The organism is Microbacterium sp. bgisy189, from assembly GCF_965345345.1.
Classification (GTDB): domain Bacteria; phylum Actinomycetota; class Actinomycetes; order Actinomycetales; family Microbacteriaceae; genus Microbacterium.
This window is the reverse complement of sequence record NZ_CBDRMZ010000003.1, coordinates 15,526-37,244: the sequence shown is the minus strand read 5'-3', so window position 1 is coordinate 37,244 and position 21,719 is coordinate 15,526. Positions and strand designations below refer to the sequence as shown.

The 21,719-nt window shown below is 70.8% G+C and carries 22 protein-coding genes; 14 read left to right on the top strand and 8 right to left on the bottom strand.

What is annotated here, in order from left to right:
* Positions 1-289 precede the first annotated feature (289 nt).
* A complete protein-coding gene (locus ACSF8R_RS05485; protein WP_434810850.1) occupies positions 290-577 on the top strand; it encodes a hypothetical protein in 288 nt (95 codons plus the stop codon).
* A 9-nt stretch (positions 578-586) separates the two neighbouring features.
* Here the strand turns inward: ACSF8R_RS05485 and ACSF8R_RS05480 are convergent, their stop codons facing one another.
* Positions 587-901 carry a hypothetical protein gene (locus tag ACSF8R_RS05480; protein ID WP_434810849.1) on the bottom strand — a complete coding sequence of 105 codons (315 nt, stop codon included), beginning with the start codon at positions 899-901 and terminating at the stop codon, positions 587-589.
* Positions 902-960: 59 nt separating this feature from the next.
* On the opposite strand from ACSF8R_RS05480, the gene ACSF8R_RS05475 reads away from it, so the two are divergent.
* Together ACSF8R_RS05475 and ACSF8R_RS05470 are read left to right on the top strand one after the other, a co-directional pair.
* Complete coding sequence (locus ACSF8R_RS05475; protein ID WP_434810848.1) at positions 961-1,290, top strand: ATP-dependent DNA ligase; 330 nt, start codon at positions 961-963, stop codon at positions 1,288-1,290.
* A gap of 4 nt (positions 1,291-1,294) precedes the next feature.
* A complete protein-coding gene (locus ACSF8R_RS05470; protein ID WP_434810847.1) occupies positions 1,295-2,239 on the top strand; it encodes a hypothetical protein in 945 nt (314 codons plus the stop codon).
* On the opposite strand, the gene ACSF8R_RS05465 is transcribed toward ACSF8R_RS05470, so the two are convergent.
* Together ACSF8R_RS05465 and ACSF8R_RS05460 are read right to left on the bottom strand one after the other, a co-directional pair.
* The gene (locus tag ACSF8R_RS05465) at positions 2,217-3,233 is read right to left on the bottom strand and encodes a magnesium and cobalt transport protein CorA (protein WP_434810846.1); all 1,017 of its coding nucleotides are present in this window, start codon (positions 3,231-3,233) and stop codon (positions 2,217-2,219) included. The two genes, ACSF8R_RS05470 and ACSF8R_RS05465, sit on opposite strands and share 23 nt — an antisense overlap.
* Positions 3,234-3,490: 257 nt before the next feature.
* Positions 3,491-4,063, bottom strand: coding sequence for a DnaJ family domain-containing protein (locus ACSF8R_RS05460; protein WP_434810845.1), 573 nt, complete (start codon positions 4,061-4,063; stop codon positions 3,491-3,493).
* 96 nt (positions 4,064-4,159) lie between these two features.
* Between ACSF8R_RS05460 and ACSF8R_RS05455 the strand changes: the two genes are divergently transcribed.
* From ACSF8R_RS05455 to ACSF8R_RS05405, 11 genes are all read left to right on the top strand, one after another.
* Entirely contained in the window at positions 4,160-4,783 is a 624-nt protein-coding gene (locus ACSF8R_RS05455) for a PadR family transcriptional regulator (protein ID WP_434810844.1), read from the top strand.
* On the top strand, positions 4,780-5,496 hold the full coding sequence (locus tag ACSF8R_RS05450) for an ABC transporter ATP-binding protein (RefSeq protein WP_434810843.1): 717 nt from the start codon (positions 4,780-4,782) through the stop codon (positions 5,494-5,496). Before ACSF8R_RS05455 ends, ACSF8R_RS05450 begins: the two co-directional genes overlap by 4 nt.
* A complete protein-coding gene (locus tag ACSF8R_RS05445) occupies positions 5,493-8,357 on the top strand; it encodes an FtsX-like permease family protein (RefSeq protein WP_434810842.1) in 2,865 nt (954 codons plus the stop codon). The genes ACSF8R_RS05450 and ACSF8R_RS05445 overlap by 4 nt, the downstream gene beginning before the upstream one ends.
* Before the next feature lie 323 nt (positions 8,358-8,680).
* On the top strand, positions 8,681-9,523 hold the full coding sequence (locus ACSF8R_RS05440) for a sulfurtransferase (RefSeq protein WP_434810841.1): 843 nt from the start codon (positions 8,681-8,683) through the stop codon (positions 9,521-9,523).
* Between the two features lie 99 nt (positions 9,524-9,622).
* Positions 9,623-10,621 carry a Gfo/Idh/MocA family protein gene (locus ACSF8R_RS05435; protein ID WP_434810840.1) on the top strand — a complete coding sequence of 333 codons (999 nt, stop codon included), beginning with the start codon at positions 9,623-9,625 and terminating at the stop codon, positions 10,619-10,621.
* A gap of 142 nt (positions 10,622-10,763) precedes the next feature.
* A complete protein-coding gene (locus tag ACSF8R_RS05430; RefSeq protein WP_434810839.1) occupies positions 10,764-11,054 on the top strand; it encodes a hypothetical protein in 291 nt (96 codons plus the stop codon).
* Between the two features lie 43 nt (positions 11,055-11,097).
* Entirely contained in the window at positions 11,098-12,846 is a 1,749-nt protein-coding gene (locus ACSF8R_RS05425) for a glycoside hydrolase family 35 protein (RefSeq protein WP_434810838.1), read from the top strand.
* A gap of 337 nt (positions 12,847-13,183) precedes the next feature.
* On the top strand, positions 13,184-14,176 hold the full coding sequence (locus ACSF8R_RS05420; protein WP_434810837.1) for a LacI family DNA-binding transcriptional regulator: 993 nt from the start codon (positions 13,184-13,186) through the stop codon (positions 14,174-14,176).
* 86 nt (positions 14,177-14,262) lie between these two features.
* The gene (locus ACSF8R_RS05415; RefSeq protein WP_434810836.1) at positions 14,263-15,852 is read left to right on the top strand and encodes a xylulokinase; all 1,590 of its coding nucleotides are present in this window, start codon (positions 14,263-14,265) and stop codon (positions 15,850-15,852) included.
* Positions 15,853-15,871: 19 nt separating this feature from the next.
* Positions 15,872-17,374 (top strand): L-arabinose isomerase, encoded by a 1,503-nt coding sequence (gene araA / locus ACSF8R_RS05410; protein ID WP_434810835.1) that lies wholly within the window; start codon positions 15,872-15,874, stop codon positions 17,372-17,374.
* Positions 17,374-18,312: an aldose 1-epimerase family protein gene (locus tag ACSF8R_RS05405; protein ID WP_434810834.1), complete on the top strand. Its 939-nt coding sequence runs from the start codon at positions 17,374-17,376 to the stop codon at positions 18,310-18,312. The genes araA and ACSF8R_RS05405 overlap by 1 nt, the downstream gene beginning before the upstream one ends.
* Before the next feature lie 8 nt (positions 18,313-18,320).
* On the opposite strand, the gene ACSF8R_RS05400 is transcribed toward ACSF8R_RS05405, so the two are convergent.
* The 5 genes from ACSF8R_RS05400 to ACSF8R_RS05380 form a co-directional block, all read right to left on the bottom strand.
* Positions 18,321-18,863, bottom strand: a complete 543-nt coding sequence (locus tag ACSF8R_RS05400; RefSeq protein ID WP_434810833.1) for a hypothetical protein — start codon at positions 18,861-18,863, stop codon at positions 18,321-18,323.
* Positions 18,860-19,270, bottom strand: a complete 411-nt coding sequence (locus ACSF8R_RS05395; protein ID WP_434810832.1) for a DUF4383 domain-containing protein — start codon at positions 19,268-19,270, stop codon at positions 18,860-18,862. Before ACSF8R_RS05395 ends, ACSF8R_RS05400 begins: the two co-directional genes overlap by 4 nt.
* Positions 19,271-19,330: 60 nt before the next feature.
* Positions 19,331-20,110 (bottom strand): polyphosphate polymerase domain-containing protein, encoded by a 780-nt coding sequence (locus ACSF8R_RS05390; RefSeq protein ID WP_434810831.1) that lies wholly within the window; start codon positions 20,108-20,110, stop codon positions 19,331-19,333.
* Positions 20,107-20,781 (bottom strand): DUF4956 domain-containing protein, encoded by a 675-nt coding sequence (locus ACSF8R_RS05385; protein ID WP_434810830.1) that lies wholly within the window; start codon positions 20,779-20,781, stop codon positions 20,107-20,109. The genes ACSF8R_RS05390 and ACSF8R_RS05385 overlap by 4 nt, the downstream gene beginning before the upstream one ends.
* 88 nt (positions 20,782-20,869) lie before the next feature.
* Positions 20,870-21,706 (bottom strand): SDR family NAD(P)-dependent oxidoreductase, encoded by an 837-nt coding sequence (locus ACSF8R_RS05380; RefSeq protein ID WP_434810829.1) that lies wholly within the window; start codon positions 21,704-21,706, stop codon positions 20,870-20,872.
* Positions 21,707-21,719: the final 13 nt, after the last annotated feature.

Sequence of the window (21,719 nt, the reverse complement as noted above, 5' to 3'; positions counted from 1 at the left end):
GGCTGGCTGCGAGGAGAACTTCCCCCGGCCGCGCCTACGGAGACCCAAGTGCTACTGGCGCACGTCGATGACCCCGCGGCCATATCCCGGCCGGGGGCTACAAAATCGCTGCTGCCAACGCACGGTCCCAGAGTACATGGCGAGGTGGGTCACATCGACCTGCCGCCAACAACGTCATGGCCAGCAACAGCTAGCAGGTCGGCGCGCGGGCGGCAAGGCCCTGGGCGGCCGGCCCGGCGTCGGCGATGATTCGAGCGAGCCCGAAGGAGCATCTTCCGGAAGGAGGGCCATGAAGCACCTGCACCTCGCCGGCCTCGATCTGCAGACCACCGACGACCTCGCCGACGCGACGCTGCGCTACGCGTTCGAACTCGGGCAGCGCGGCTCGTCGGATGTCGTCGAGATTCCGGGGGTCGTCGACGGACAGTTCGCCCGCTGCACGCTGCTGCTCAGCGGTGCCGGGGTCATGGCCACCGTCGCCCCCGCTCGCGGCAGACCGGACTCGCTCGACGGTGCCGATGAGGCGTGCGCCGACATCCGGCGACGACTCGGGGAGCTGTGGCCGGAGGTCACTTGAGAGCGGTCGTCAGCCCGTCGCCGACTCGACGTGCTCCTCGGTGAGTGTGATGCCGCCCGACGTGTTGGCCGAGTTGGCGAGCTCCTCGATCCACTGTCGGCTGAGGGTCGGCGGCTCGGTGTCGGCGAAGTCGAATTGCAGCGGGATCGCCGGGTGCAGCCAGATGCTCGATCGACCGACCGGTCCGCCATCGGTGTGCCGCCATGACAGCGTGAAGCTCTCGTTGCGACGGAGCTTGGTCGCGATGACGACCTTCAGATGTGCGAGGGCGCGATCCTCGATGTCGATCGGCAACGCCGATCCGCCGTAATAGAGTGTGCCCACGTCCGCTGACGCTACTACGTCACCGGCGACACTCCCGGTAGCCCCGACGAAGGATGTGCATGGGCAAGCTCACATATGAAGGCAACGTGTCGATCGACGTCGAAGACCGCACGCTGCTGCACCTCCAGGTCGTGATCGGTGCGAAGCTGCGCCGCGGCGAGGCGTTCCACTTCACGTGGCGCGACGACCCGAGCATCGGCGACGGGCGCACGACCGTGTGGGTGCACCCCCGGTCGTCGCTGGTCTACAAGTTCTACGGCAGCCGCACCCCGCGCCTGAACCGCGCATGGGTCGACGCGCTCGCGCAGACCGCGAACGCGCCCGGCGGACTGTTCATCGTGTCGGAGCCGCCCGAGCCCGCCGCCGGAGACGACCTCACGGGGGAGTGATCGTGTGAGCGAGCCCGCCGAGATGTCGGTCGCGCAGCGCACCCATACGTGGTTGCGGCTCTCGCTCGTGGGTGTCGTCGTGGTCGTCTTCGCGGCCGTCGCGGTCGAAAGCGTGCGCATCGGCGGCATCTTGCCCTCGGTCAGCCACTACTACTACTCGCCGGCACGCAATGCCCTCGTCGGTGCGCTGATCGCGGCATCCATGGCCTTGCTGGCGCTGTCGGGCCGCAACATCGAGTCGGCGCTGCTCGACCTGGCGGCACCGCTCGCGCCGCTGGTCGCGCTCGTTCCGACGCGTGTCGTGATCACCGACGTGCCCGGTGCGGTCGCGACCTGCCCCGCCGGACGGGACGAGTGCGTGCCGCAAGAGGTGATCCCGGATGTCGTCAACGGCGTCACCGTCTACCTCGCGGTGCTGGGCATCCTCGTCGTGACGGGCGTCGTGCGGGCGGTGAAGGCGGGGCCGTCGCAGCCCGGCGAATTCGGTCCGCGACGACGGATCACGGTCGCCGTCGTCGGTGGCGCCGTCGTCGGGGTCGGGGTGCTCGTCGCGGCGGTGATCCCCGCGGCGACCGGGCAGCCGCCGCTGCTCACGCTCGTGCACTTCGCGGCCGCAAGCCTCTTTCTGCTCGCGGTGGGGTCGGTCGCGATCCTCAATGCGTTCTGGCGCACCGACGCCCGCCAGGCGGCGGGGTGGGAGCGGGTCGTCTACATCGTGATCGCGACGCTGCTGCTGGTCGATCTGGCCGTCGCAGTGTGGGCGGTCTGGTTCGCGCCGGCCTCGACGGCCGTGTTCTGGGTCGAGATGGTCGCGCTGGTCCTCATCGCCGCCTTCTTCACCGTGCAGACGGTGCAGCGCCGCGGCGACGAAGACCCGCCGTCACTGCGGGCGCACGTGCAGCGACTCGCGCCGCTGCGCCCCTCGCTCAGAGCCAGCCGCGGCGCTTGAAGATCGCATAGAGACCGCCCGCGAAGGCGAGCATGAGCGCGATCGAGGCGGGATACCCCCAGGGCTGTTCGAGCTCGGGCATGTAGGTGAAGTTCATGCCGTAGACGGCCGCGATGAGACTCGGTGCGAAGATGATCGCCGCCCAGCTCGAGATCTTCTTCGACTGCTCGCTCTGCGCGAGCGCCGTCTCGGACAGGTTCTTCATCTCTTCGTTCTGCCGCTGCGCGACGAGCGTCGAATGCACCTGCAGCGCGTTCTGCAGCAGCTGCCGGAACCCCTCGCCGCGCTCGACGATGCGCAGAACATGGTCTTTCACGTCGCGCAGGTAGCGCTGCAGTTCGAGGTCGACCGCGTACTTCTCGAAGCCGCGTTCCAGCCCGTCGAACATGGCCACGAGGGGCCGCGTCGCTCGCTGGAACTCCATCACCTCGCTCGCCAGCGCGTAGATGCGCCGGGTCACTTCGGGGTCGCCCGAGAACAACTGCTCCTCGATCTCGTCGATGTCGTTCTCGAGCCCGGCGTCGACGGGTGCGTACTCGTCGACGACTTCGTCGAGCACGGCGTAAAGCACCGCCTCAGGCCCCTGCGCGAGGAGGTCGGCGGCCTCTTCGAGCCGCCGCCGTACGCGGGCGATGTCGGGCGACTCGGAGTGGCGGATCGTGATGGCGAAGTCGGGCCCGATGAACACGTGCAGTTCACCGAATTCGACCTGCTCGCGGTCATCGAGGTAGCGGGCGGGTCGCAGCACGACGAACAGGGTGGTGCCGTAGCGCTCGAGCTTCGCGCGCTGATGGCCCTTCTTCGCGTCTTCGACGGCGAGCGGATGCAGGTCGAACTCGCCCGCGAGGGCGTCGATCTCGGCATCCGTCGGCCGGTACAGGCCGATCCACGCGAACCCGCCGTGCGCGGCGCGGGTCTCGAACGTCTCGGTGAGCGAGGCGGGCGTCGCGACCCGCCTGCCCTCGCGGTAGATCGCATTGTCGACGACGGGCATGGCGGCAGTCTCGTCGGCTTCGCGCGCGGCGGCGTGCGGACACGCCGCCGCGCGAGCGCGTCAGAACGGGCTCGATCAGCTCGCGCGTCGGCTCGTGGAGTCAGCGGTCGCGCACGCCCGGCTGCCCCGTCGCGGTCGGAAACACGCCTGCAGACATGGTCGGCGTCGTCTGAGCGTGGCGCCTGCGCGTCGCGAGACTTCACGAATGTCACGTTTTGATCGTTCACAACGAGACATTTGTGAAGTCTCGCGGGCTATCAGCGGCGGCGGAACCAGCGGCGGCGCGGCGGGGGAGGCGTGGCCGGAGCGGGGGTGGATGTCGGGGCCCGGCGGGCGCGCCACGCGGCGACTTCGGCATCGACGTCGCGCAATGGGGTGACGACGGGCGGGCCGCCCTGCAGTTGACGACGGGCGTCGACCACGCGCCGGTTGAAGTCGTCGACGTACTCGCGCACCTGCTCCTCGCGGGTGAGCGCATCGACGCGCTCGTCGAACTCTGCGTGCTCGGTGCGCAGCAGCAGTGCCGGCGGTCCGAGCCCGGTGAGCTGCTCGGTCTGGATCTTGCGCCGGATCCACCAGTCCGGGTCGTGGTGGGTGCCGAGGCCTTCGAGGGGCTTTCCGGCACCGGGCAGGTCGTCGAAGTCGCCGCGCCGGATCGCCTGCTGGATCGCGGTCTCGACGTACATCGCGCGGTCGGCCGCTGTCGGGGTTCCCGCGGTGCCGCGCGGTTCGGCGGGTGCCTCATCGGGCTCGGCGAATCCGGCCTCGCGGGCGGCCTGCTCGGCGCGGTAGCGTGCCGCTTCGAGCTTCGCGTCGCGGTCGGCATCCATGCCTCAACGCTACGCCGCGTGGGATGGTTGAGGTTGCATGCGCAGTATGCATATACTCGGAAATTACATACTGCGTATGGGTGATGGGAGATGTGGATGTCGGTGCGACAGAGCCTGCTGGCGATCCTCGATCAGGGGCCGTGCTACGGCTATCAGCTGCGGGCGGAGTTCGACCGTCGCACGGGATCGACCTGGCCGCTGAATGTGGGGCAGATCTACAACACGCTCGACCGACTCGAGCGCGACGGGCTCGTCGAGAAGGGCGAGGTCGACGAGCAAGGCCACGTCTACTGGCAGATCACGGATGCCGGTCGCACCGAGGTGCGCACCTGGCTCGCCTCGCCGGTCGAACGCGCTCAGGGCACGCGCGACGAGCTCGCGATCAAGCTCGCACTGGCGGCCACACTGCCCGGCGTCGACGTCGCGCAGGTGATCCACACGCAGCGCATCTCGTCGCTGCGGCAGCTGCAAGAGCTCAATCGCGCCAAGTACGCCGGCAGCAACCCCGACGGCGCCGAAGAGCTCGCCTGGTCGCTCGTCGTCGACTCGATGATCTTCCAGGCCGAGGCCGAGATCCGCTGGCTTGACCACACCGAGGCCCGCCTCGCGCAGCATCCGCAGCACACGCTCGCACTCGAGCTCTCGACCGACCGGCCCAAGCGCGGCCGACCGGCGAAGGCGGATGCCGCGGTCGGCGGCGACGTGCAGGCCGGCGCATGACCGCGCCCGTGCTGCAGCTGGTAGGGGTGACACAGCAGTACGGCGAAGGCGCGACGAGCGTGTCGGCGCTGTCGGGCGTCGACCTGCAGGTCGACAAAGGCGAACTGGTCGCCATCATGGGCGCGTCGGGTTCGGGCAAGTCGACGCTGCTGTCGATCGCGGGCGGCCTGCAGAAGCCGACCACCGGCGAGGTGATCGTCGAAGGCACGTACCTGTCGACGGCATCCCCTCGCGAGCTGGCGGCGTTGCGCCGCCGATCCCTGGGCTTCGTGTTCCAGGACTTCAATCTCATCCCGACCCTCACGGCCCTCGAGAACGTGACGCTGCCGCTGGAGCTCGACGGCTTCCGAGCCCGCGCAGCGAGCCGTGCGGGTCGGGATGCCCTTGCCTCGGTCGGCCTCGAGGACAAGCTCGCCTCCTATCCCGATGACCTGTCGGGCGGGCAGCAGCAGCGGGTCGCGATCGCCCGCGCCGTCGTGGGCGGACGGCGACTCATCCTCGCCGACGAGCCGACCGGGGCGCTGGACTCGGTCACCGGTGAGGCGGTCATGAAGATGATCCGTACCCGCGTCGACCAGGGCGCCGCCGGCATCCTCGTCACGCACGAGGCACGCCACGCCGCGTGGGCCGACCGCATCGTGTTCCTGCGCGACGGTCGCATCGTCGACGAATCGCGCCGCGACGGCGCCGAGACGCTGCTGGCCGCACGATGACCGGGGTGCTGGAGCGGCCGAAGGCGGATGCCGCGGCCGTGTCATCGGGGGAGCGCAGGCGCATGCGCTCGAGGTTGCGGGTCGACCTGCGCCTTGCTCGCCGACAGGTGATGCGCACGAAGGGATCGAGCCTGCTGGTCGGGCTGCTCGTGGCGATCCCTGTCGCCGGCATGGTGGCGGCGGCGGTGTACTGGCAGAGTCACGTGCCCACCCGTGCGCAGGAGGTCGGTTTCGAGCTCGGCGGGATGGCCTCGCGCGTCGAGATCGTCGGCGGCGAAGACCCGAGCCGGTGGCAGGCGGTCGACTCGACCTGGGACTACGGCGTCGACTACGACCAGAACACCGGGCAACCGTTGAACCCCGAGCGGCCGATGCCGGAGAATCCCGACGGCGTCATCCCCGCAGCCAGCACCGTGTACCCGGTCGAGGAGTATGGCTCGGTCGTGGTCGAAACGGCGACCGGCATCGGCCGCGTCGATGTGACCGCAGGCGACGTCTGGGCGCCCGCGTTCGAAGGACGATTCGTCGATCGCACGGGCGAGACGCCCACCGGCCCCGACGAGGCGATGGTCACGCCGGGCCTACTCGACCGCCTCGGCGTCGGCATCGGCGCCGAGGTCGTGCTCACCGACGGTAGCCCGAGTTTCACGATCACCGGCACGATCCGCCGCGCCGACATGCGCCCGAGCGAGCAGATGCTGTTCCTGCCCGCGGCGGCGGGCGATGTGATCCAAGGGAACACGATCTGGTTCGTCGAGGACTGGCAACCGACCCTCGCCGAACTGGCGGATGCCAATGTCGCCGGCTTCATGATCTACGCGCGTGATTTCGCGCTCGACCCGCCCGCTGGTGCCCGAACGACCGAGTACCGGGCCGACACCCAGCAGGGGTGGGCGATGCTCGTCACGGGGTCGATCGTCGGGACCTTCGCCGGGTACCTTGTCGTGCTGCTCGCGGGCGCCGCGTTCGCGGTCGCCGCGCGCCGTCAGCAGCGCACCCTCGCCGTCGCCGGCAGCGTCGGCGCCGACAAACCCGACATCTTCCGCATCGTCGTGCTGCAGGGGACCGTGCTCGGGGTTGTGGGAGGTGTCGTCGGTGCCGCGGTCGGTGTCGGACTGGCCGCCGGGGTGATCGCCGCGACCGACGACGGTGCGGTCGGCGGGTTCTGGGGCGCGTGGGGGTTCAACGTTCCGTGGATGCTCGTCATCGGCATCCTCGTGTTCGCGACGGTCGTGGGGACGATCGCTGCGATCGCGCCGGCCCGCTCGGCGACGAACGGCGACGTGCTGGGCGCCCTGCGGGGCTCCCGGCGCCCAGCCACGCTCAACACGAAGCGCCCGCTCGCCGGGGTGGGCATGATCGTCGGCGGTCTCGCGGCCACCGTCGGATCGAGCCTGCTGCTCGTCGCACTCATGCAGTGGGCACCGCAGGACTACGGAAACCCACTGTGGATCGTGCTGCAGTTCGGGATCGTGCTCGGTCCGATCGTCTTTCAGATCGGGGTGCTCGTCGCGGGGCACTGGATCATCAGCATGATCGCGAAGGTGCTGTCACGACTCGGCCTGGCGGCCCGCATCGCGGCGCGGGATGCCGCGGCGAACCCCTCGCGCGTCGTGCCTGCGTTCGCGGCGATCGCCGCGTGTGTGTTCATCGCCTCGTTCGCACTCTCTGCGGTTGCGATCACGTCGGCGTCCAGCACGCGCAACTACTACTGGAGTGCGCCGCTCGGGTCGCTGTCGGTCAACATGTGGAGCGCGACCGGTGATGAGGACGCGGCTCTCGAGGTCGCCCGGGAGGTCGTCGCCACCTTCGACGCGGATGGCGCGGTTGTCGTCTCGGTGCCGAAGAATCCGGTGTGGGATGAAGACACGGGCGCTGCCGTCGATCCGGAGGCGCCGGTCTTCTCGATCGCCTGGCCCGAGGGTGAGCGATGCGCAGGATGCCTCGAACGGCAGTCGCTGGCAAACGGGCAGCTGTACATCGTCGAACCTGACGACGTGGTCGCACTGCTCGGGGCCGACGTTTCCACCGACGCGCTCGATGCGTACCGGAGCGGCGCAGCGCTTGCTGTTGGAGACGAGGCGGAGTACCTCGTGTCAGCGGCCGGCACGTTGTCGATCACGGAGTGGACGAGCGAGTCATCCGACGCATACCACGACGCTCTCGGCGACATGTGGAATGCGTCGAACGGCGGCGATCCGACCGACGCTCAGCTCGACGCCCTTCCGGGGCCGGATCGCGTCCATGCGGTCGACGCCGTCCATGTCGATCTCGGGTACCCGGTGCAGCACGGCACGCTCATCGCCCCCGAGACCGCCGAGGGCATCGGCATCGACCCGGCCCCCTCGACGCTCATCGCGCTCTTCGACGAGGTGCAGTCGACCGCCGATTACGACCGGATGATGGCGGAGGCCGAGAGTGCGCCCGTACCGGACGGCGCTTTGCACGCGTACCCCGAGCGTGGACCGGAATCGTCGGATCCGTGGCTGTGGCTCATCGCGGGCGCCGCCGTCGTGCTGGTGGTCGGCGCCGGTGCCGTCTGCCTCGGCCTCGCGCGCTTCGAGCGTCGACCCGACGACGCGACACTCACCGCAGTCGGCGGGAGCACCGGCATCCGTCGTCGCATCAACGCGTGGCAGGCGGCGATCATCGTGGGGATCGGTGCGGTCGTGGGGACGATCGCCGGTCAGATCCCGATGTGGGGCATCGCGCAGACGTCGACCTCGATCCGCTACTGGCAGGACGCGCCCTGGTTGTGGCTCGCCGTGCTGGCCGTCGGTCTGCCCGTGCTCGTGACGGTGGTGTCGTGGCTCGTGCCGCCGCGCAAGCCCGAGCTGACCCGCCGCACCGCGATCGCGTGATGGAATGGGGGCCACCCACCGGCGCAGGCCCCCATGTCAGCCGGCGCCCTCGTCACCGGCGCCTCGTCGGGGATCGGCGCAGCCACCGCGCTGCAGCGGCTCGGCTCGGCGCCCGAGCTCGTCGGCCGGCTGCTCGCCTGACCGGGCGAGCGTAGCCTCCCGTTCGTTCGCGCCCAACTGTCGCCCCGCCCCTGCACAGGCAGCACGACGGCGCGAATGAACCTGGCATCCATCTGTTCATTCGTGCCCAACTGCGCGCTGAGTTCCGCAGACCCAGCACTTCGGCGCGAGCGAACCGAACGCCCCGGCGTAGCCTCGGGAGCATGGATGAGAACGGGATGCTGATCACCTCCGCCGAACTGGCCGATGCGCTCGCCGGTGGCGCGCCGCCGCGGGTGCTCGATGTGCGGTGGCGGCTCGACCGGCCGGACGGGCGCCCCGAGTACGAGGCCGGCCACATCCCCGGCGCGGTGTACGTGTCGCTCGACGACGACCTCGCTGCTCACGGTGAGCCGACGGACGGCCGGCATCCGCTGCCCGCCGTCGCCGACCTGCAGGCCGCGGCGCGCAGGTGGGGGCTCGACGACGGCGACGAGGTGGTCGTCTACGACGACTGGTCGTCGTTCTCAGCCGCGCGGGCCTGGTGGGTGCTCACGGATGCCGGGGTCGCCCGGGTCCGCATCCTCGACGGCGGGCTCTCGGCGTGGCGCGCGGCCGGACTGCCGCTCGAGACCGGCGACGTGCAGGCTGCGCGCGGCGACATCAGCCTCGCACCCGGCCACCTGCCGCAACTGACCCCCGACGAGGCGGCCGAGCTTGCGGCATCCACCGGCACCCTGCTCGATGTGCGGGCGCCTGAGCGCTACCGCGGCGAAGTCGAGCCGATCGACCCGCGTGCGGGGCACGTGCCCGGCGCCGTCAACGCACCGACCGGTGGCAACCTCGACACCGACGGACGGTTCCTGACACCCGCCGCGCTGCGCGCCCGGTTCGAGGCCCTCGGTGTCGACGGCGCGGTCGGGGCGTACTGCGGGTCGGGGGTCACGGCATCCCACACCGTCTTCGCCCTTCGCCTGGCCGGCATCGACGCCGCCCTCTACCCCGGCTCGTGGAGCCAGTGGTCGAACCTGTCCGACCGCCCCGTCGCGACCGGCGCCACCCCCTGAGTCCACGATTCCAGCGCGAGTCACCCGCTCAGACGGGCGGACTCATGGTCGAAGCCCGGACTCACCGGCCAACGCACGGCGACGCGGCAAGATGGGCGCATGGGCAGCAGCGACACGAGCACGGCGCGGTGGGCGATTCTCGGGGCGGGCGGCATCAGCCGCGACTTCGCGGCGGGACTGCGGCATGCGCAGCGCGGTCGGCTGCATGCCGTCGGCGCGAGGGATGCCGCGGCTGCACGGGCGTTCGCCGACGAGCACGGCGCTGACATCGCCGGCACGTACGACGAGGTCATCGCGCGCGACGACATCGACGCGGTCTACATCGGCACGGTGCACACGACCCACGCCGAACTCGCGATCGCAGCGCTCGAGGCCGGCAAAGGCGTGCTGTGCGAGAAGCCGCTGACGGCAACCCCCGCCGACACCGACGCCGTGCTCGACGTCGCGGCGCGCACCGGGATGCCGCTGCTCGAAGCGTTCAAGTACCGTTTCGGTCCCTTCCCGACAGCGCTCGCCGAGCTGATCGCGGGCGGGGCGCTCGGCGCCGTGCAGCGGGTCGATGCCGAACTCGGGTTCGCGGCCGCCGAGCGCACGGGGCGCCTGTTCGACCCCGCGGTCGCGGGCGGGGCGATCCTCGACGTCGGCTGCTACCCGGTCTCGCTCGCCGTCGGTGTGGCGGCCTGGGCGGGCGCGCCGGTCGAGCAGGCGGCCGTGGTCGACGCGACAGGTGTGATCGGCCCGACGGGGGTCGACGAGACGGCGACCGCGTCCCTTCGGATCGGCGGCGTCGACGCGCACGTGCACACCTCGATCGTCGAGCCCACGCCCCGCGCCGCGCGGATCACGGGCGACGAGGCAGTGCTCGAGATCCCGAACGCGTGGGGGAGTCGCACCGCCAGCACCGACACCGCGACGCTGCGCCGCGCCGACGGGTCGGTCGAGACCCTCACGTTCGGCACCGTCGAGCCGATGGCGGCCGAGGCGGATGCCGTCATCCTCGCGCTGCTCGAAGGTCGCACCGAGGTCCCCGAAATGCCGTGGGTGCAGACGCGTGCCGTGGCCCGCCTGCTCGCCGACTGGCGCGCCGGACTCGGCTGAACCGTGTTCGGCTGAACCGCGCTCGACGGAACTGCGCTCGACCGGACCGACCCGCCAGGCGCCGTCAGGCGCGCGGCGCCGCCGTGGTGTCGCGCACGATGAGCCGGGGGCTCAGCTGCACGCGGTGTGCGGGGCGGTCGGGGTGAGCGATGCGCTTGGCGAGCAGGCCACCCCCAGCGAAGTGCAGGCGGCGCTCGGCCTCGGGCTCACCGGGCTGGAGGCGTTCCCCGCGCAGTGGCTCGGATCGGCGTGGTTCCGCCACATCCGCGGGCCGTTCCCGCAGGCGCGCTTCATCGCGACCGGCGGGATGGATGCCGGCTACGCCGCCGAGTTCCTCGATGCCGGTGTGCGGGTCGTCGCCGTCGGATCGGCGCTCGAGGACGAGACCCAGCTGCAGCAACTCGCCGGGCTGCTCGCCGCGCGCCGCGGCTGAGTGTCTGACCCGACCGCCCATCCACACCCGCCAGGATTGACGCATGACCCGTTTCGAGATCGGTGAGACCGACTTTCTGCTCGACGGCAGCCCCCACCGCATCCTCTCGGGGGCGCTGCATTACTTTCGTGTGCACCCCGGGCAGTGGGCCGACCGCATCCGCAAGGCCCGGCAGATGGGCCTCAACACGATCGAGACCTACGTCGCGTGGAACGCCCACGAGCCCGTGCGCGGGCAGTGGGATGCAACGGGTGCCAACGACCTCGCGGCCTTCCTCGACCTCGTCGCCGCCGAAGGCATGCACGCCATCGTGCGCCCGGGGCCGTACATCTGCGCCGAGTGGGCGAACGGCGGGCTGCCGGCCTGGCTGACCGCGATCCCGGGCATCGGCCTGCGCCGCTCCGAGCCGACGTACCTCGCCGAGGTGACGCGATACCTGCAGCGCGTGTACGAGATCGTCGCGCCGCGGCAGATCGACAACGGTGGACCCGTCATCCTCGTGCAGATCGAGAACGAATACGGCGCGTACGGCGCCGACAAGGCCTACCTCGCCGAACTCGTCCGCATCACGCGGGATGCCGGCATCACGGTGCCGCTGACGACGATCGACCAGCCCACGCCGCAGATGCTCGGCGACGGCTCGCTGCCCGAACTGCACAAGACCGGCTCATTCGGATCGCGCGCGACCGAACGGCTCGCGACGCTGCGCGAGCACCAGCCGACCGGGCCGCTCATGTGCGCCGAGTTCTGGGACGGCTGGTTCGACTGGTGGGGCGGCGTGCACCACACCACGACGCCCGCGGTCTCGGCCGCCGAACTCGAGAGCCTGCTCGCGGCGGGTGCGTCGGTGAACTTCTACATGTTCCACGGCGGCACCAACTTCGGCCTCACGAACGGCGCCAACCACAAGGGGCGTTACCTGCCGATCACGACGTCGTACGACTATTCGGCCCCGCTCGACGAGCGCGGCGGCCCCACCGACAAGTACTGGGCGTTCCGCGACGTCATCGCCCGATACGCCCCCGTGCCTGACGACGTGCCGCCCGCATCCGGCCCGGCACCGGCGCTCGAGGTCGAACTCGCCGACGTCGGCGACCTCATCGGCGACGTGCCCACCGACACGACGGTGCGAACCGTGCCGCCGACGTTCGAAGACCTCGCCTTCCCCGGTGCCCTCGTGCGCTACGAAGCGACCCTGCCCGCGGGCGACGGCGCACGCCGCTTCGAAGCCGGCGAGGTGCGCGATCGCGCGTGGATCGAGGTCGACGGCACGCCGGTCGGCGCCCTCTCGCGCACGCACGGTGAGCGCTCGCTGCCGATCCCGCCGGGTCGGACCCTGCGGGTGCTCGTCGAAGAGCAAGGCCGCGTCAACTACGACGAGCGCATCGGAGAGCCCAAGGGGCTCATCGGTCCCGTACGCGTTGGCGGTATCGAGCCGACCGAGTGGACGGCAACCCCGATCGACCTCGACGCCATCGCGGCCGCCGCGCTCGAAGCTGCGGCATCCGACGGGCCGGCGCGTGCCGGCCGCACCTGCCTGCGGGCCGCGTTCGATCTTGACGAGCCGGCCGACCTGTTCCTCGACACCACCGGATGGGGCACCGGCTACGCCGTCGTCAACGGCTTCGTGCTCGGCCGCTACAACCGCACTGGACCGCAGCGAACCCTGTACGTGCCCGCCCCGGCGACGAAGTCCGGCGCCAACACGCTGGTCGTCATCGAACTCGCCGACGCGCCCGACCCGGTCGCCCGCTTCGTGCCCGCGCCACTCCTCGGTCCCATCGAGGAGTAACCCGCCGTCCGGCGCGCCCCGCCTGGTACGCCCCGCGCGTGCCCCGCGCGTGCCGAACTCCTGAGTATTGGTCTCCGAGCCCCCGAAAGGCCCGGATTCTGGGCGCCCGGTGGCGAAAACTCATGAGTTACGCGCAAGGGGCGCTTGGCGATGTCGAGTCGAGGATGTCCGGGCATGTGTGGCCTGAGCGCTCTGGACAAGCCGCCACCGCGTGCCGAACTCCTGAGTTTTGGTCTCCGAGCCCCCGAAAGGCCCCGATTCTGGGTGCCCGGCGGCGAAAACTCAGGAGTTACGCGCAGGGCGTGAGTGGCCGCACCGGCCGCTAGCCTTGTCGATCATGAGCGAGACGACCGAGGCGGCCCCGCGCGCACGGGTGGGTGTGCGAGAGGTCGCGGCGGCGGCGGGCGTGTCGACGCAGACGGTGTCGCGCGTCATCAACGATCACCCGCACATCCGCCCCGAGACGCGCGAACGGGTCGAGGTCGCGATGGCCGAACTCGGTTATCGCGTCAACAACGCGGCCCGCGCGCTCGGCACTGCCACGACCCGCACGATCGGGGTGCTCGCGTCCGATTCCGATCTGTTCGGCCCGGCGGCGGGCATCGCGGCGCTCGAAGCGGCGGCCCGCGTGACGGGGCGATGGATCTCGACCGCGTACGCCGACGGCGCCGACACGGATGCCGTGGTCGCAGCGGCAGAGCATCTGCTGGTGCAGGGGGTCGACGGCATCGTCGTCGTCGCGCCCCACGCCGGCACGCTCGACCAGTTGGCGGCGGCGAAGCTCGGCGTGCCGCTCGTTTCGCTGCACGGCGACGCGAGTGGGCAATCGGCGGCCATCGCGCTCGCGGTCGATCACCTCGTCGAACAGGGGCACCGCCGCATCGCGCACCTGAGCGGGCCGGGCGCGTGGGTCGAAGCGGCCGCGCGTGCCGGCGGCGTCACGGCGGCGCTTGCACGGCACGGGCTCGAGCCCGGAGGGGTGTGGGAGGGTGATTGGTCGGCGCGTTCGGGCGCAGCGCTCGCCGCCCCGATCGCCGACGCGCTGCGCACACCGGACGCGCCGACCGCGATCGTCGCGGGCAACGACCAAATGGCGCTCGGGCTGGTCGCGGGGCTCGATGCCCTCGGCATCCGCGTGCCAGAGGACGTGAGCGTGACGGGCTTCGACGACAACCCCGACGCCGCGTTCTATCGTCCCGCGCTGACGACGGTACGACTCGACGTGGCGGGAGAGGCCCGGCGCTGCATCGAGGCGTTGACCTCCGGTGGTGCCGCGCCCGCCGCAGCCGAGGCGCGGCTCGTCGTGCGCGCCTCGACGGCACGGGCCTGATCGGTGCGGGCGGTCGTGCTGGCATCCACAGCGTGTTACCGGTAACATAGCTACGTCTTCACGGCACGAGACCAATGGAGGAACCCGTGACCCGCACCGACGACGTGCGCGAGGCGATCGCCGCAGGCCGCACGAGCCTCGGTATCGAGCTCGGCTCGACCCGCATCAAGGCCTGCCTCATCGGCGCCGACCCGTCAGATGTGCTCTCCGTCGGCGACCACGCGTGGGAGAACAGTTTCGAGAACCGGCTGTGGACCTACCCGATCGACGAGGTCTGGGCAGGACTTCAGGCCGCGTTCGCGGCACTGGCATCCGACGTCGCCGACCGCTACGGCGTGCCGCTGCGCACGGTCGGCGCCCTCGGTGTCTCGGCGATGATGCACGGCTACCTCGCATTCGATGCCTCAGGTGACCTGCTCGTGCCGTTCCGCACTTGGCGCAACACCAACACCGGTCCTGCCGCCGCCGAGCTCACCGATCTGCTCGGCGTGAACATTCCGCTGCGGTGGTCGATCGCGCACCTGCACCAGGCCGTCATCGACGGCGAGGCCCACGTGTCGCAGATCGCGAGCATCACGACCCTCGCCGGCTACGTGCACCGCGCGCTCACCGGCCGTCACGTGCTCGGGGTCGGCGACGCGTCTGGCATGTTCCCGATCGACTCTGCCACCGCCGACTACGACGCAGATCTCGTCGCCCGCTACGACGCCCACGCCGCCGGTCGCATCCCGGGCCTGCGCGACCTGCTGCCCCAGTCGTTGCCGGCCGGTGCGGATGCCGGCACGCTCACCGCCGAAGGGGCGGCGCTGCTCGATGCGACCGGAACGCTGCAGCCCGGCATCCCGCTGTGCCCGCCCGAGGGTGACGCCGGCACCGGCATGGTCGCCACGAACGCCGTCGCGCCCCGCACCGGCAACGTGAGCGCCGGCACCAGCATCTTCGCGATGGTCGTGCTCGAACGGCCGCTGACGCAGGTGCACCACGAACTCGACCTCGTCACCACGCCCGTCGGCGATGTCGTCGCGATGGTGCACTGCAACAACGGCGCCAGCGAGCTGGCCGCGTGGGTCAGCATGTTCACGCGGTTCGCCGAGGCCGTCGGCACCCCGGTCGGCGCGGATGCCGCGTACGACACGCTCTTCCGCGAAGCGCTCGCCGGCGACGCCGACGCGGGCGGACTGCTCGCCTACAACCACCTCGCCGGCGAGCCGATCGCGGGGCTCACCGAGGGGCGGCCGCTGTTCGTGCGCACGCCCGACAGCGCGTTCACGCTGGGCAATGCGATGCGCGCACAACTCTACGGCGTGTTCGGCACGCTCGCCCTCGGCATGGAGGTTCTCGCGGGGGAGGGCGTCGCCCTCGACCGGATGTATGCGCACGGCGGCATGTTCCGCACGGCCGGGATTGCGCAGCGGTTCCTGGCCGGAGCGCTCGACGCACCCGTGGCTGTCGGCGAGACGGCATCCGAGGGTGGCGCGTGGGGCATCGCGGTGCTCGCCTCGTACCTCGCGCACACCGACCGCCCCCTGCCTGTCTATCTCGACGAGACCGTGTTCGCGTCGGCGCCCGTCACCGTCGCCGACCCCGACCCTGCCGATGTCGCGGGCTTCGCCACCTACCTCACCCGCTACCGCGCCGGCCTCGCCGTCGAAGCCGCCGCCGTCTCCGCCCTCTGACCATGAAAGAAGACACGCCATGACGCTCACCACCAGCCTCGACCAGTACACGGTCTGGTTCGTCACCGGCAGCCAGAACCTCTACGGCGAAGAGACGCTGCGCCAGGTCGCCGAGCAGTCGCAGGCCGTCGCTGCCGGGCTCGCGGGGCTGCCGGTCAAGGTCGAGTGGATGCCGGTGCTGAAAGACGCCGACAGCATCCGCCGCCTGGCCCTCGACGCCAACGCGGATGACAGCGTCATCGGCGTGATCGCCTGGATGCACACGTTCAGCCCCGCGAAGATGTGGATCTCGGGCCTCGACGCGCTGCGCAAGCCGCTCCTGCACCTGCACACGCAGGCCAACGTCGAACTGCCGTGGGCAGACATCGACTTCGACTTCATGAACCTGAACCAGGCCGCGCACGGCGACCGCGAGTTCGGATACATCCAGACCCGCCTGGGCGTCTCGCGCAAGACGGTCGTGGGGCACGTGTCGAACCCGGCCGTCGTGCAGCAGATCGACGACTGGCAGCGCGCCGCCGCGGGTTGGCAGGCGGCCCGCACCCTGAAGCTCGCCCGCTTCGGTGACAACATGCGCTACGTCGCCGTCACCGAGGGTGACAAGACCGAGGCTGAGCTCGCGTTCGGCGTGCAGGTGAACACGTGGGGTGTGAACGACCTGGTCGAGGCGGTCGAGCAGGCATCGGATGCCGAGGTCGACGCGCTCGTGCGGGTCTACCTCGACGAATACGACGTCGCGCCCGAGCTGCTGCCCGGCGCCGAGCGACACCAGTCGCTGCGTGACGGCGCCGCGATCGAGCTGGGCCTGCGATCCTTCCTCGAAGCGGGCGGGTTCGGGGCGTTCACGACGACCTTTGAAGACCTGGGCGCGCTCAAGCAGCTGCCCGGCCTCGCGGTGCAGCGGCTGATGGCCGAGGGGTACGGGTTCGGCGCCGAGGGCGACTGGAAGACCGCCATCCTGGTGCGCGTCGCGAACGTCATGGGGGCGGGGCTGCCCGGCGGGGCGAGCCTCATGGAGGACTACACGTACGACCTCGCACCGGGTGACGAGAAGATCCTCGGCGCGCACATGCTCGAGGTCTCGCCGTCGCTGACCACCGAGCGCCCGCGTCTCGAGGTGCATCCGCTCGGCATCGGCGGCAAGGAAGACCCCGTCCGTCTGGTGTTCACCGCCGACCCCGGCCCCGCGCTGGTGGTGGCGATGAGCGACATGCGCGACCGGTTCCGCCTGGTCGCGAACGTCGTCGAGAACGTCACGAGCCCCGACCTGCCCAACCTGCCGGTGGGGCGCGCGGTGTGGAAGCCGGCGCCCGATTTCGCGACGAGCGCGGCGTGCTGGCTCGCCGCCGGGGCCGCGCACCATACGGTGATGACGACGGCCGTCGGCATCGAGGTGTTCCGCGACTTCGCCGAGATCGCGAAGACCGAACTCCTCGTCATCGACGACGACACGACCACGCGCTCGTTCCAGCGCGAACTGCGCTGGAACCAGGCCTACTACCGACTCGCCCAGGGATTTTGATGACACCGCTCTCCGGAACGCAGTACACACTCGAAGCAGGCGACTACCGCGCCGACATCGCCTCGGTGGGTGCGTCGCTGCGTACGCTCACCTTCCGCGGTCGCGATCTCGTCGTGCCGTTCCAGGCCGATGAGGTGCGGCCCGGTTCGCGGGGCGTGCTGCTCGCACCGTGGCCGAACCGTGTCGTCGACGGCAAGTACTCGTTCGACGGCGTGGACTACGTGCTGCCGCTGACGGAGCCGGCCCGGCAGCAGGCGCTGCACGGCTTCGTGATGTGGCAGGAGTTCACCCCGGTGGCGCAGTCGCAGACCGAGGTGACCCTCGCGACGGTGATCGAGCCGCGTCGGGAGTATCCGTGGCGCATCTTCCTCGAGACGACGTTCTCGCTCACCGCGGAGGGCCTCACCCAGTCGGTGCGCGCGTCGAACCTCAGCGCGTCGGCGGCCCCCTTCGGCACCGGCCCCCACCCGTACCTCGTGGGTGGCACGTCGCCGCTGGATGAGTGGACGCTCGAGCTGCCGGCATCCGATGTCATCGAGGTGACGCCCGACCGGCTCTCGCCGGTGGCGCTGCACGCAGCCGCAGACCTCGACGCCGAGCGGTTCGACTGGCGTGAGCAGCGGGTGCTGGGTGAGGTGAAGATCGACCACGCGTACACGGGGCTGACCCGCGACGCCGACGGCATGGCGACCGTCCGGGTGACCGACGCGTCGGGTTCGGGTGTCGCGATGACGTGGGATGCGCGGTGCCCGTGGGTGCAGATCCACACCGCCGACCTGCCGAACGGCCGTCAGCCGAACCGGGTCGGACTCGCTGTCGAGCCGATGACGTGTGCGCCCGACGCGTTCAACGACGCGAACTACCCGTTCGACACCGGTCTGCAGGTGCTGCAACCGGGTGCGAGCCTCGACGCCGGCTGGACGATCACCGCGATCTGAGTCGGGGCTCAGTGCCCGTCGTGCGTCTCGACCCGGTGCTCGGAGTGATCGGGCGCGGCAAGCCCCGCCTGCGTTGAACCGAGCGCCGGGGTCGCGATCGCGGCGACCGCGACGGCCGCGATGAGCACGCCGGGAACGGCTGAGCGGCTGCGCCGAGGGGTGGATGCCGCGCGCTCGCGCAGCGTCAGCCCTGCTGCCGCGGCGACGGCGAGCAGCAGCACGGCTGCGGCGCCGGCGGCGGGCAGCCCTTCGGTGCCGTTCGAGGCGGCCAGCAGCGCCACGAGGGCGACGAGCCCGGCGACGGCGCCGATCGTGGCTGCGGCCGGGCGCACCGGGCGACCGGCGGCGAGGGTCGCGACGCCCCACGCGATGGCTGCGACGGCCGCGATCAGCACAGCGACGCCCGACGCACGCAGGGCTGGATCTGCGGCGGTGACGGCGGACGCACCGAGCGCGCCGAGCACGAGGCCGGCGCCCCAGGCGGCGATCGCCGCCCAGGGGCGCACGGCGCCCGATGTCACCGTGGGAGCGGTCACGGTGCGTTCGCTCATGCCGCGACCGTGGTGCGCGTGGTCCGCTCGGCGCCGATGCCGACACCCAGCAGCACGAGGGCGCTGGCGAGGTGCAGGAAGTGGTCGAACGTGTTCAGGGCGAGCACGTTGAGCGCACTGTCGGCGATGAAGAACCCGACGACACCGAGCAGCAGGTAGGCGGCACCGACGATCGTGTTGACCGTTTTGGCGGCCCGTGGTGAGGCGAGTCCTGCGATGAGCAGGGCGGCGCCGATCAGCAGATGGGCGACGTTGTGCAGCGGGTTGACTTCGAAGATGCCGAGGAGCATGCCGCCCTCGGTGGCGATGAATCCGACGCCGCCGGTCACGGCGAAGCCGAGCAGACCGACGAGCAGGTAGACCGCGCCGAAGATCGTCGCGACGAGTCGGTTGGGAGACGTGCGCATGAGAAACCTCCTGGTTCGTGCGCGGCGTGTGCCGCGTCTGGAGGTTGTTCGCGCGGCCCGTCAGATCGGATTGCCCGCGAAGTGCCGGGTGAGCACGCGACGCCACTTGTTCGACGGCAGCGCGGGGTCGAGGGCTGCCATGCCGGTGCCGTACTTCGAGATGGATGCCGGGCGATGCCCGCCTCGCCACAGTGCACGATCGAGGGCGCCGGGGCGCTGACCGGACTTGGTTTCGACGATCACCGACCCGGGCAGTTCGATCGTGCTGCCGTCGGCGCCGATCCAGGTGAGGTCGACGTCGATCGTGCCGCGTGAGGCGTCGCCACCCGCCACCGCCGGCAGGAGCACGGTTGCGCGGCGGTAGCGGGTGACGAGCACCGGTTCGAGCCGCTCTGCGAGGTCGGCGGCACGGGGGATGCCGGCATCTGCCAGCAGGTCTCCGGCGTAGGTGACGGCGTCGTCGTCGAGGGTGTCGCCGTCGACGGGCACACGCTCTTTGACGGTGGCCGAGCGTCCGCCGCGGGTCTTCACTTCGAGGAACGACCCGCCGGAGTCGACGTAGGTGCGGGCGCGCACCTTGAACCGGCGGCGGCGGCCGCGTGCGGCACCGAGATAGCTGTCGAGCTCGGGGGTGTCGAAGTACTGCGACGCGTACTGCAGGGCGGTCGAGCCGTTGATGTCGAGCACTTCGGCGCCGACGGGCAGCTCGCTCAGCACGCCCGGCAGGCTCCGCATCGGAATGATGTACTTCCGGTCGACGCGGGTCTGCAGCTGGGCGGCACTGTTGAGGCCCTCGAGGTCGATGGTGCGCAGTTCGTCGAGGTGGGCGAGGGCGTTCATCGGGTCACCTCGAGCGTGGCGGCTGCGCGGGATGCCTGGCCTGCGGCGCTGGCGCCCGCGCGGGTCGCGGTGACCTCACCGACCTCGGCGACAGCGGGGGAGGAGGCGGCATCCGACCGGCTTCCCGCACGGGGCGCGCTGTAGCGGATGTCGACGAGGGTCGTGTCGGAGACGAGGTCGAGCGAGCGCACCGAGACGACGTGGGGGCGCACCCCGATGACGCGTTCGACGGCGTCGAAGAGTTCGGTCTCGTCGGTGTAGGCGCGGTCGAGCACGAGTGCCTGCTCGCGGGAGCGGCGCAGCAGCGCGGGGCTGTCGACGATCGCGATCACCGCGACGATGAGGGCGATCAGGCCGGCCGAGATGAGGGTGAGGGTGCCCGAGAGGCCCGCGATCAGACCGATCGCGAGCGATGCGAGGTAGTAGGCGACTTCGCTCTGCTCGATCTCTCGCGAGCGCAGTCGGATGATCGACAGCACGCCGAACAGGCCGAGGCCGAGGCCCGCGCTGACGGTCGAGGAGCCGAGCACCATCGACACGGCCAGCACGCCGACGTTGACGCCGACGAAGGCGATCGCGAGGTCACGCCGCCGATGGCGGGGGTAGTACACGCCGAAGGCGAGCAGGGCGATGGCGAGAAGGTCGAGGCCGATGATGGCGAACTGATCCATGAGAACTCCAGAGGTGAATGTCTGGTGTCCATTCAGGGGCCACTGGCTATGCGAACCCTATGACGCGCATAGCCTCCGGGTAGGAGTCTCAGATCGGCGTCGTCGTGTCGATGGCCTCTTTCATGGGGCGCCGCATGGCCGACCAGTACCGCGTCGGTGTGAGGCGCGCGAGCAGATCGACCAGTCTGGCTTCGCGTCCGAGCATGGTGCGTGCGCGCCGTCGCACCGTGGCATCCACGATCGTGCGCGCAGCGTCGGCGGGCTCGGTGTGGTACATCTGCGCCTGTGCCTGCGCGGCGCGATCGGCGACGGCCGGATCGATCGCCGCGGCGTAGCGGCCGTGCAGGATGATGCCCGTCTTCACGCCTGCGGGGTAGATCGCCCCGACACTCACCGACGAGCCCTCGAGCTCGTGCCGCAGTGCCTCGCTGAAGCCGCGGACGGCGAACTTGCTCATCGCGTATGGGATGCGACCGGCGGGTGCTGCCAGCCCGTAGACGGAGGCGAGGTGGGTGATGTGCGCGGCCGGTTCGCGGCGCAGCGCGGGCAGCAGGGCCTGCGTGATGTTGACGGTGCCCCACAGATTGACGTCCATGAGCCAGCGCATCTCGGCCATCGTGAGCTGGTCGATGCTGCCGAGCATCGACGAACCGGCGCACGTGATGAGGGTCTGCAACCGCGGGTGGGCGGCGATGAGGTCGCCCGCGAGTGCGGTGACGGCGTCGTCATCGGTCAGGTCGACGACGTGCACCGTGTGCCCGGTGCCCGAGAGGGATGCCGCGACGGCCGCGAGCCCGTCGGCGTTGCGGTCGACCAGGGCGACGCGTGCCCCGCGCGCGGCGAGCTGTCGGGCGACGGCGGCGCCCATGCCGCTTGCCGCACCGGTGATGACACTGGTCGCGCCGCGGACATCGAGAGGTCGCATCCCTCGATTCTCG